This is a genomic window from Desulforamulus aquiferis, assembly GCF_030577015.1.
Lineage (GTDB): Bacteria > Bacillota > Desulfotomaculia > Desulfotomaculales > Desulfotomaculaceae > Desulfotomaculum > Desulfotomaculum aquiferis.
Window position 1 is genome coordinate 66,387 of the sequence record NZ_JARPTC010000018.1, and the last position, 10,814, is coordinate 77,200.

General features: G+C 42.6%; 9 protein-coding genes. All 9 read right to left on the reverse strand.

Annotated features, from left to right (window positions below):
- Positions 1 to 31: 31 nt before the first annotated feature.
- The 9 genes from mraZ to P6N53_RS12325 all read right to left on the reverse strand — a co-directional run bounded on the left by mraZ (position 32) and on the right by P6N53_RS12325 (position 10,521).
- Positions 32 to 460 carry a division/cell wall cluster transcriptional repressor MraZ gene (gene mraZ, locus P6N53_RS12285; protein WP_304543581.1) on the reverse strand — a complete coding sequence of 143 codons (429 nt, stop codon included), beginning with the start codon at positions 458 to 460 and terminating at the stop codon, positions 32 to 34.
- Positions 461 to 659: 199 nt separating this feature from the next.
- Positions 660 to 1,469: a histidinol-phosphatase HisJ family protein gene (locus tag P6N53_RS12290; RefSeq protein ID WP_308447271.1), complete on the reverse strand. Its 810-nt coding sequence runs from the start codon at positions 1,467 to 1,469 to the stop codon at positions 660 to 662.
- A gap of 40 nt (positions 1,470 to 1,509) precedes the next feature.
- Entirely contained in the window at positions 1,510 to 2,421 is a 912-nt protein-coding gene (locus P6N53_RS12295; protein WP_304543559.1) for a patatin-like phospholipase family protein, read from the reverse strand.
- Positions 2,422 to 3,115: 694 nt separating this feature from the next.
- A complete protein-coding gene (locus tag P6N53_RS12300; protein ID WP_304543561.1) occupies positions 3,116 to 4,687 on the reverse strand; it encodes a sigma 54-interacting transcriptional regulator in 1,572 nt (523 codons plus the stop codon).
- 51 nt (positions 4,688 to 4,738) lie between these two features.
- On the reverse strand, positions 4,739 to 6,412 hold the full coding sequence (locus P6N53_RS12305; protein ID WP_304543563.1) for a sensor domain-containing diguanylate cyclase: 1,674 nt from the start codon (positions 6,410 to 6,412) through the stop codon (positions 4,739 to 4,741).
- A gap of 131 nt (positions 6,413 to 6,543) precedes the next feature.
- Positions 6,544 to 6,990, reverse strand: a complete 447-nt coding sequence (locus P6N53_RS12310; RefSeq protein ID WP_304543565.1) for a Fur family transcriptional regulator — start codon at positions 6,988 to 6,990, stop codon at positions 6,544 to 6,546.
- 44 nt (positions 6,991 to 7,034) lie between these two features.
- Positions 7,035 to 8,288 (reverse strand): D-alanyl-D-alanine carboxypeptidase family protein, encoded by a 1,254-nt coding sequence (locus P6N53_RS12315; RefSeq protein ID WP_304543567.1) that lies wholly within the window; start codon positions 8,286 to 8,288, stop codon positions 7,035 to 7,037.
- Between the two features lie 18 nt (positions 8,289 to 8,306).
- Positions 8,307 to 10,265, reverse strand: coding sequence for a ferrous iron transport protein B (gene feoB / locus P6N53_RS12320; RefSeq protein WP_304543569.1), 1,959 nt, complete (start codon positions 10,263 to 10,265; stop codon positions 8,307 to 8,309).
- A gap of 37 nt (positions 10,266 to 10,302) precedes the next feature.
- Entirely contained in the window at positions 10,303 to 10,521 is a 219-nt protein-coding gene (locus P6N53_RS12325; protein WP_304543571.1) for a ferrous iron transport protein A, read from the reverse strand.
- Positions 10,522 to 10,814: the final 293 nt, after the last annotated feature.

Below are 10,814 nucleotides of genomic sequence, written 5' to 3' on the forward strand. Positions count from 1 at the left end.
GTTTACCCAATGTTCAAAAGGCTATTAACACCTATAACAGATCCACAATCTTTTCAGCCAATTCCTCAAAGGATGCTTCCGCCTGGGTATTATAACGATCCCACTCAGCTTTAGACCATATTTCAACCCGGGTTGATACCCCCACTATTACGGTTTCCTTGTCCAATTTGGCATACTCTCTTAGATTATTGGGCAGCAAAATGCGGCCCTGTTTATCTACCTCGCATTCGGTAGCTCCCGAAAAGAAAAAACGTACAAAGGCCCGGGCATCTGCCCTGGCAAAGGGCAGTGACTTAAGCTTTTGTTCAACCTCAGCCCATTCATGGAGAGGATAAACAAAAAGACAGTTGTCTAAACCCTTGGTGACAATAAACCGGTCACCCAGGCCTTCACGGAAACGGGCAGGGATTATGAGTCGACCCTTTGGGTCAGTATTGTGTTGGAATTCCCCCATAAACATAGTATCTTGCTCCACTTCCCGGGTATTTTCCACCACTTCGTACCACTTTACACCACTTTATTTCGCTACAGAGGGGCGATTTCCTGCTAAAGATATGTACTATTGGAATATTTTTTCAAAAAAATAACCAGTTCTGGGTTAGAACTGGTCAGACAGTCGAGAAATTATCTTGTTCGGGGCAGATCGGCTAGACTTTTTATTAAAGATCCACTAAGCTCCGGCGTCTCTTCTCAAAGACAGCTACTTGCCTAAACCCAATGCTCTTTAATATTTCCACAGCCCTTTCCAAACCCTCACCCACAAGCTCCGGCTTATGGGCATCGGAGCCCAGGGTCACCGGAACTCCATATTCGTGACACAGGGCTAAAAACTCCGGTGCGGGATATAATTCTCCACAGGGATAGCGCCAGCCTGCTGCATTAACATCCACACAGAGGTCATTTTTTTTTAGGGCTAGCACAGTATCAAGATAAAGCCCTTCCAGAGGCATGCTTGCCCTAAACCCAAATTTTTTAATTAAATCAGGATGTCCAATTATATCAAAAAGCCCGGTTTCTGCGGCCCGCCGTACATGATCAAAGTAATTGTAATAGAGATCATCAATATTAAAATCTTTATACTTGTCCAATTGGGCGGGATCATCAAAGGCCCAATCATTCAAAAAATGGACTGAGCCGATAACGTAATCTAAGGGGATAGCGGCTAGGAGTTGGGCCAATTCCCCTTCATGCCCAGGTATGTAATCAGCTTCAATTCCCAATTTTATCGATAGATCCGGGTTTAATTGTTGGGCTTTTTGCACCTCATCAATGTAGAGTGCCAGCTCTGCTTGAGTCATGGCCAACTCCCTATCCCTTAACTCCTCCGACAGCCAGTAAAGGGGAAGGTGATCGGAAAAACCGAACTCAGTTAGCCCCTTTTTTCTAGCTGCTGTTATATACTCACCTACTGTCCCTATGGCATGTCCACATCGAAAGGTATGTATGTGATAATCAACCAGCAAAATCATTCACTCCTCTGTAGGTTTCTCTTTTTCAGCAGGTATATAATTATTTTCTTACAGAATTAATACCACACACCCTTAAAATATCAGGCAGTGCTTGACGGGTAGCATACTCTCCCTGGGCAATAATAGAAGGTATCTTTTCAAAATCCCAGGCACCAACTCCCTTTAACAAGGGCTGCACCCTTACATCTGCATTGCCGTCCAAAACATATTCCAGGGCATCTGTTCTGATTATATCAATGGTCTGTCCCATTACATCAATAATATTTCTTAGCTTTCTACATTCCTCTCCATTATTACCTAGATCTATGGCTATTACCGCATCGGCTCCCATGGCCTTTAAGACTTGTGCCGGTACGTTTTCCCTGAGACCCCCATCCACCAAAAGGTAATCCTTCACCCTTTTAGGTTCAAAGATACCTGGCACTGCAGTACTGGCCCTAACCGCTTCCCAAACCGGTATGCCACTTATAAACACCTGATCCCTCATAGCCCTTAACCTTTGTCGGGTGTGGCGACTTAAAAATATCACCTTGGTTCCACAATTAATATCCACTGTGGTGATGGCCAGCTCCGTATGGCCGTTTTCAAATTTTATATTCTTAAGCTTTTCCTTTATAAAGCGTTCTAGCTTAGTACCCCTCATTAAACCCAGCGGGGATCTAAAGGGACTGGGAATATGGACAAAATCAAAAAACAGCCTTGCTGTCATAACAAAAAAATTCTCCACTGCAGCAAACTCATCTATAAACATTCCAGCCCTTAGGCTTAGAACTAATTTTTCCAGTTCTGACACACTCCAGCCAGCAGCATAGAGGGCGCCGACCATACTTCCCGCACTGGTTCCTGCAATCATTTGAGGTCTAATGCCATACTCTTCAAGAACCTTGATCGCCCCGACATGGGCAGCTCCCCTAACAAAGCCTCCCCCAAGGGCCAAGCCAATTTTTTTCATTCTTTCCACCACCCCATAACATATTATGAAAAAATATGTTATGAGGTGAGCAAAGAACGACTTAAAGGTCTTTTAGGTTATTGGTTTTTTTATAATCTCAAAACTAAGACAAATATTGTTAAATCTAATTTCTTATTTACCCACTTGTTTTGGGGACAATATTAATGGTTTCAAAAAATTTAAGAACGGGGAGGTAGAAAAATTTGCAAAATAACCAAAAAGCCCCCGGTTCCAAAGGATGTCTATGGCACTGGGGAAATAGTGTGCAGGGCGCAAACCTAAAAATTGACCCACCTGGACCAGAAGCAAAGGTTCATCCTCTAACAAAGAGAGCGGAATAATCTACATTGGCAGCAGCACCTGCAAAGGTGCTGCAGTTTGTCGAGAAACTACCTATATTCGGGTTTTATTAATCCCTCACGACTCCTCTCTCCGCAGTGGACAGCGCTAATCGCTTGCTTCGGGCGAAAATGGGCCGCCTTCGAGTAAACATCGTGTTTACCTCAGGCTTTCGCGGACATCCATGTCCGCTCACCCATTTTCGCATCCTCAGCTTCGCGAAGCGCTGTTTCCACTGCTTCGAATGTCGCTGTTCGGGATTATTAAAACCCAGTTGTATCTTTTTCAACAGGCTGCAGCACCTGCAAAGGTGCTGCTTGCTGTCAAGAAACTGCCTATATTCGGGTTTTATTGTTCAGGGAGTCTTCAATCCAAAGCGCTTTATTTTGTTAAGTACGGTGGTATGAGACACACCCAGTATCTTAGCAGCTTTTCTAGAACTGCCATAAGCTGCCAAGGCTTGCTTCAGCATCTCAATTTCAGCTAGTTCTGCAACTTCCTTCAAGCTTACTATCTCTCTTTTCTCACAATTAATGATTTCTATATCTGGCGATACCAAACGGTTCTCATCAAGGATAATGTGCTCAGTACCAATCTCCCCATTCTCAACCAGATTTACCGCCCGCTCAACAACGTTTTCCAATTCCCTAACATTCCCGGTCCAACGATTTTTGGCAAGTAATCTGAGGGCGCCAGAAGAAATACCAGAGAAGCTTTTATCCGGATGCCGGCTAAATTTTTGCAAGAAATGTTGAACTAAAAAGGGGATATCTTCGGGCCTCTCCCGTAAAGCCGGCAATCTAATAGGAAAAACGTTTAGCCGGTAATAAAGATCCTCCCGAAAATCACCCCTTGCTATCATATCTTCTAAATTACGATTTGTAGCCGCAATAACCCGTACATTAACTGCAATTTCATTGCCGTCACCAATTCGCCTAACTTTTCCGTCCTGCAATACCCTTAAGAGCTTAGCCTGCAAATGGGGCGACAGTTCACCGATCTCATCCAGAAAGAGGGTGCCTTCATTGGCAAACTCAAACAAGCCTTGCTTACCACCCTTTTTAGCTCCTGTAAAGGCTCCATCAGCATAGCCAAAAAGCTCACTTTCCAGAAGGGAATCTGGTAATGCTGCACAATTTAGAGGTACAAAGGGTTTTTTTCGCCGGGGACTTTCCATGTGAATAGCCCTGGCAAACAGTTCCTTACCCGTTCCGCTTTCACCCCTAATTATAACTGTAGAATCGCTGCGGGCCACCCTTCTGGCCATGGCGATTACCCTTTCCATCACTTCACTGCCATAAATTATGTCATCAAAGGTTAGCATCGATGGTTTGGTAACGGAGTATACTAAGTCACGCACCTGGGACATGTCTTTGAGGGCCGCCACCATACCAATAACTCTCCCTGCCTGGTCCTTCACAGGTCTTCCTGTACTTAGATAATGGTGTCTGCCCCGGGGGGTATTAATCATTATTTCTCTATTATCATAGCCTACTCCAGTTCTCAAGCTCTGGATCATGGGTATATCCATGGATATAACCTCTGCCACATCCCTGCCCAGGGCTCTTTCTGCGGAGATGAGAAGTATTTTTTCACAGGCAGGATTAAATACCGTTATGGTTCCCTTACGGTCTACCGCTATAATCCCATCACTTACCGAATCTAAAACTGCCCTTATCTGTCTCTCCTTTTCCTCATGGGGCATTACCTCAATTAACTCAACCCCTCTAACCCCCGCAACATGTCTAAGCTCTTGCAACAGCACCAGGGCTTTTTCCTCAGGCATAGCCTCCGTTTCCAGGTACATCTGATTAGGTAATACCTGGAGTGAGATTATGTTAATATTTTTAGGTGAAACCACTTGAGAAACATCAAAAACAATACCTACCCGGTCTTCAAATTCTATGCGTAATCTTAGGGTTTCCAAAGCCTAATCACTCCGTTTAATGTTTTATAGAAGCTATTTAAAATTGCTAGTCTAATCTATTATCCTCGTTACAACCTTGTTCCGTCCGGAATTTTTAGCCTGGTAAAGACAAGCATCCGCAGAATCAAGCAGCTTTTCTACGATATCCCGATCACTCTGCTCTATTTGCGGCAAAACAGTTGCTACCCCAATACTTACTGTGATATTAATCTTATAGTTATCCTGGTCAAATACTTTCTTCTCTACCTCCTGCCTGATGCGTTCGGCAATATCATAGGCAATTTCATTTTTAACAAAGGGAACGATAATTACAAATTCTTCTCCACCAAACCTACCTATAACGTCTGTACCCCTACTGCACTTATGCAGGAGATTTGCAAAATCCTTAAGAATAATATCGCCGGTGGCATGACCATAGGTATCATTGACCCTCTTAAAACGATCCAAATCCAGCAGTAATACAGAAATATTTTGTCCCAGATGTCGGCTTAAATTAGTGAGACGTCTAAGCTCATTGTTCAGAAACCGCCTGTTATATAGGCCTGTTAATTCATCAGTTATGGATATTAAGGCCAGTTTATCCTTTTCCCTATTTAACTCTTCCCTGCTTTGCTCTAATTGCTGAACTAATGTGTTTAACTGATCGGTTCTACTGAACAGATTAGAGGACATATGATTTATTGCTCTGGCTAATTCTTCTACTTCTTTATTAGCCTTTATATTTATAATGGACCTGAAATTTCCCTCGGCAATTTCGTTTACCTCTCCCGCCAATCTCTCCAATGGTTTGCTCAGACTCCGGGAGTAGTAGAAGGCAAATACAATAAACACTCCGGTAATTAAAACAAATGCAAGGGCAACATAGTAAATGGTTCTAAGGCCGGCCTCCAGCATGGCAATTCTGTATTCTTTTTCAACAATTAGACCCATCTTAATTTCCGGCAGCCAACGATATACACCAAATACCCTCTTGCCCAGATAATTTCTATATATATCATTACCACTAAGGCCACTGCTAACTTTATCTGCACCACCTGTTTCGATATGGTGTTTTACAATGTTATTACCTGAACTATCGGTATACATTAACTCACAAATCATATTACCCTGGCTGTCTACTAAAAAAGACTCTCCTTTATTTCCAGGAACATTCTCTTGAACAAGACTTGTTATAACTTCTATTTTAACAGCTCCAAATAAGACCCCCACTATTTCACCATTTTGCTGCACCGGAGTAGCTATTACAAGGGTGGGTTTTTGACTGTTTCTTGCCATAAAGACTTCGCTAACATAGGTTTCCCCAGAAATAGCCCTGTTAAAGTACTCCCGGTCGGTCACAAATAATTGATTTGCAGCTTTAGTGTATAGAGAATCAACAATCACATGACCCTGGGCATTTACTAAGACGAGGGAGATAAAGTTTAAATCACTTTTTAGATAGCTATTTAACAAAGGGGCCGCCCTTTCTCTGTCCATGGTCTTAATATTCTCATTCTCCGCTAATCCCTTAAGAAATACTTCTCTGGATTTCACCCAGTTGTTAATTGACTTTTCCTGAGCCTCCGCAAGAAATATGATACTGTTGAAAATTGTTCTTTCAAGCACCCTCTTGCTTTGGGAATAACTTATTGCACCTAAAATTATTGCGGGCAAAATGATAAATACCAAAAAGCCCGTCAGTACAGATACGCCAATTTTTTGTCTAAAAACCAATTTCCCCAGCATATTAAACACCCCATTACCTGCATAAGCTAATTATACTAAAAAACAATCCATAAATATGTGACAATTTATGCATAAATAAAAATACTATCAAAAAAAGAAGGGCCGCCTTTAGGCAACCCCTCTCATCTTTTCTATTTTGCATTTACTTTGCAGCCTTCACAATAACCAAATATTTTGAGCTCATGGTCTGTAATTGTAAACCTATATTGCTCGGCTACCTGTCTTTCTAGCTCTTCTAAAAGATCTTCATTTATCTCTAGAATTTTACCACACTTTAGGCAGATAGCATGGTGATGGTGGTGTCCGTCACTATTTTCCCCATATTCATACCTTTTTCGGCCATCCCCAAAATTTACACTATGGATTATATCAAACTCTAAAAATAGCTCCAATGTTCGATAAACGGTGGCTAAACCAACATCTGGCGATTTTTGTTTAACCAAATTGTAAACATCCTCAGCACTTAAATGCTTATCCTTATTTTCCAAAAGAACCTCTAATATTTGCTGTCTCTGAGGTGTCAACTTATATTCATTGGACCTAAGTTTTTCTCCGATTTCAGAGATCACCTTTTTCAAAAAACCACACCACCCCGGTACTTTTTTCCAGTATATTGGTTTTTTTAATAGGTGTCAATGTCGTTATATCTCGAAGCCTCTTCATATTTCTTTCTTCTGGCTAACCTTCTCCTCCGACGAAGAGCCACCCCTATTCTCCACTTTAACCATAGTAAAAGTAAAACTATCGGTAGTACCCAGTATAAGGCTGACTTAATAATTGCCAGATAGTCTCTGTCCACCTGATGGTCACTCATTAGATTTATTCTGGCAATCTCCTCTTGCCCTTTAGATATAACAATGGCACCCAGTACTTCTCCTTTATCTACAGGAGCCAACGTGCTTTCAGGAACATCAAAGGAAATCTGCAAATCCTCAGGATTCTCCCTGGTGAATGTATAAATATAGTCTTCCCCGGCCACCAGTTTAACATTCTCTTTTCCATATATAACGGGCAAACTGGTCATTACCTTATCTTTTTCTATTAGCTGTTGATTCTCATAGTTATCAAAGCCATAATCAAGAAGTTTGGCTGCATCGGACCAAAGATTTACACCCTCAGTACGCAGGACTACGGCTATTAATTCCCTATCATCCCTTTTAGCAGAGGCTATTATGCATTGACCGGCCTGGGAAGTATAGCCTGTTTTTAAACCTGTAGCACCCTTGTAGCCATAGACAGTGCTCCACAGGAGTTTGTTGTGATTAAACAGGTATTTTTGCGCCTCGGGATCACTTCTTGGTATCTCATGATGCACAGTAGAAACTATCCTACGAAAATCCTCATTTTCCATGGCCTTCCGACCTATCAATGCAAGATCATAGGCAGTACTGTAATGATTTTCTTCAGGCATGCCGTGGGGATTGGTAAAGTGAGTATCCACAGCGCCAATTTTTTTGGCAGCCAGATTGCTGATTTGCGCAAAGCTTTCTACCGAACCGGCCACATGCTCGGCAATTGCAACACCAGCATCGTTGGCTGAATTTAACATCAGTGCAAAGAGCAGCTCTTCCAGGGTAAGCTGCTCACCCTCCGGCAGCCAAATTCTTGTCCCTCCGGAATTGATGGCATTTGGCCCCACTGTTACAACATCACTTAAATTGGCCCTCTCCAGAGCCACCAAAGCAGTTAAAACTTTAGTAGTACTGGCTGGGTACATCCTTTTATGTGCATCTTTCCCATAAAGAAGTCTTCCTGTTTTTGCGTCAATTAGTGCAGCGGTTTCTCCCTGGAGCTCTGGCTCTGCTGCAGCAACCCATGAGCAGTTAAAAATTAGTAAAAACAAAAATAAAAATGTACAAAGCAACTTTTTGGACACATCATCACCTATGTTATATTACATTGATTTAAAAATCTTTGGTTCGGGTTTCTCCCAACTCCAGCCAAGAATTAGTGCTAAAAACAGTAATATTACACCTGCCAGCATGGTTATGGGAGAAGCAAAGGGTACAAAGTCTATAAACAATTTAAGCAGCTGGTTGATTATGCCGCCAATGGCAAAGGCTACCACCATGATGCTTAGCCACATTACCAGACCTTCCCGCCAGCCCCTTTCCTTAAATATTACCATAACTGATGCAATACAGGGTACAAATAAGGTAATGGTGGTAAGGGCTACCAGCTTTTGTATATCAGACATGGGAAAGGTAAATAATCCCGCTGTGCCAAATTCTCTCCGGATAACACCCATAATAAAGCCGCCGGCCGCCTCCTTAGGCAGCCCCAACCAGTGGACAGTTAAGGGAACCAAAGTGTTCTCAATGGCTGCCAGGGCACCTGATATATCAAGTAGTCCCAGGCAAAGGGCACCAAGGGCAAAAATAGGGGCTGCTTCAACGATAAAGTCCCTGGACTTATTCCAGGTCTTCCGTAAAACATTAAGCACACGCGGCAGCCTCAAGGGAGGTAAATCAATCCAAAGGTGGGAGGATTGACCTGGTATAATTTTATTCATAATAACACCACCGGCAATAAAAACACTGAAAATGATTAAGCCATACACTATTGCAAAGCCTGCCCCGAGACCCGCCAGCATGGTTGCAATAATTGCTAATTGGGCTGAGCATGGTACAGTTAAGGCTAAAATGACTATGGCTATCCTGCGTTCCCTTTCAGAACCTAATAACCTAGTAGACATTAGGGCCATGGTTACACAGCCAAGGCCTAGAACCAGGGGTATAACTGCCTGTCCGTTCAGACCTAGGCTGGTCAAGGCCCGATCTAAAAGGGTGGCAATGCGGGGCAAGTAGCCCGTATCCTCTAGTAGGGCCAGTATAAGGTTAAAGCCCAGCACCAAAGGCAGCAGCAATCCTATTAGGTAGGTAACCGTCATGGTAATAACACCAAAATGTCCTACCAGCAGCTCATATATATTTGAATCAACCGAAAAGAAGACCGACACCAATTCTCTAGCCGCAGGCTCAAAATATTCCCCCATAACAATCTCTTCAGTAAATGCTACTACGGTTTGGGCCACAAATACCCCGACAAGCTGGTAAACAGCCCAAAGGGTCAGGGCTAACAATGGTATGCCTGTTAATGGCTGTATCATTAACCGGCTCAATGTGGCACCAAGGGAATCCTTTATGCGAGTTTCCATTATACACATTGATACCAGTTCGTTCACCCTTTGGCGTCTGGCGCTATAAATGGCCTCCCTATATTCGCCGGGTGATATATTATGCTTGTCAGCTATATAAATATCGCCTTCTAAGATAAGAAGCTTCTCCGGCTGACGTATATTAGCCGGAAGCGGTTCCATCTTTTCCAATACTAAGGGTAGTATACTTCCAACCCTGGCCTGGCATAAAGCTTCCTTTAATTCTTTTAGACCCTGTCCTCCCACTGCCACAGTGGGAATCACCGGAACTCCCAGCATCTCGCTGAGCATTCCTTGGTCAATCTTAATACCGTTCTTTTTGGCTTCGTCTAGCATGTTCAAAGCGACTATTACAGGGATACCCGTATCAATTAGCTGCTGGGTGAGAAATAGATCCCTCTCAAGGTGGACAGAATCAACCACATTAATCAATATATCCCCGTGCAAAACAATATCCCGGGCAATTTTTTCCTCCTCATTAAATGAGGAAACTCCATAAATTCCCGGGGTGTCAGTTACTGCGTCATTGCCGCAGCGTCCACATATTACATTTGTAGTTGTACCAGGAAAGTTTGCCACATCAGCATAGTTTCCTGTGAGATAATTAAAAAAAACTGATTTCCCCACATTTGGATTGCCCACTAAAACAATGTTCTTGCCAGTGGTACACTCCCGGGTACAATTAATGTTACTCATCTAATTTACCCCGAGTCTTCGTTGTAGTTTTTACTAATTATATTGGCTGAACTGCAATATTTCTGGCCAAGTCCCTGCCTATGGCAATCTGCTGCTTAAACATACCAACTACCACGGGTCCTGCTGGAACAACCTCCTCACAGGTTACAATGCTGCCCTCTGATATGCCAAATCTAATGGCCTGTAATCTGATAAGCTCATTTGGAATATTCATTATTTTTAGTTTCTGTCCTCTTTTGCATTTGTCAAGTGTCATGTTTAACCTCCCAAATAATGATATTCAACAGGAGATAATGGTAATCAGTTTCATTATATAAATCCCACACCATATTGGCAAGGTTTTTTTGTTTAGATTGTAGGTAACCCGGTATAATAGTTTTAAAAACCAAGGCCCTTCCTTTAGCTAAATGATATGCTCCCCTTGTGGTAGACAGTTTAAATAATAAAACTGTCTATTACAAGGAGGAGCTTTTTCATGTCTCATAAGGCCAAAATTTCAGGAGAAGAAAAAATTGCAGCTATTGAAAAATATCTTCGTGGAGACGATTC

What these genes read in the sequence shown, in the direction of transcription:
- mraZ (WP_304543581.1), bottom strand. Translation starts at nt 460, where the DNA reads ATGTTTATGGGGGAATTCCAACACAATACTGACCCAAAGGGTCGACTC.
- P6N53_RS12290 (WP_308447271.1), bottom strand. Translation starts at nt 1,469, where the DNA reads ATGATTTTGCTGGTTGATTATCACATACATACCTTTCGATGTGGACAT.
- P6N53_RS12295 (WP_304543559.1), bottom strand. Translation starts at nt 2,421, where the DNA reads ATGAAAAAAATTGGCTTGGCCCTTGGGGGAGGCTTTGTTAGGGGAGCT.
- P6N53_RS12305 (WP_304543563.1), bottom strand. Translation starts at nt 6,412, where the DNA reads ATGCTGGGGAAATTGGTTTTTAGACAAAAAATTGGCGTATCTGTACTG.
- feoB (WP_304543569.1), bottom strand. Translation starts at nt 10,265, where the DNA reads ATGAGTAACATTAATTGTACCCGGGAGTGTACCACTGGCAAGAACATT.
- P6N53_RS12325 (WP_304543571.1), bottom strand. Translation starts at nt 10,521, where the DNA reads ATGACACTTGACAAATGCAAAAGAGGACAGAAACTAAAAATAATGAAT.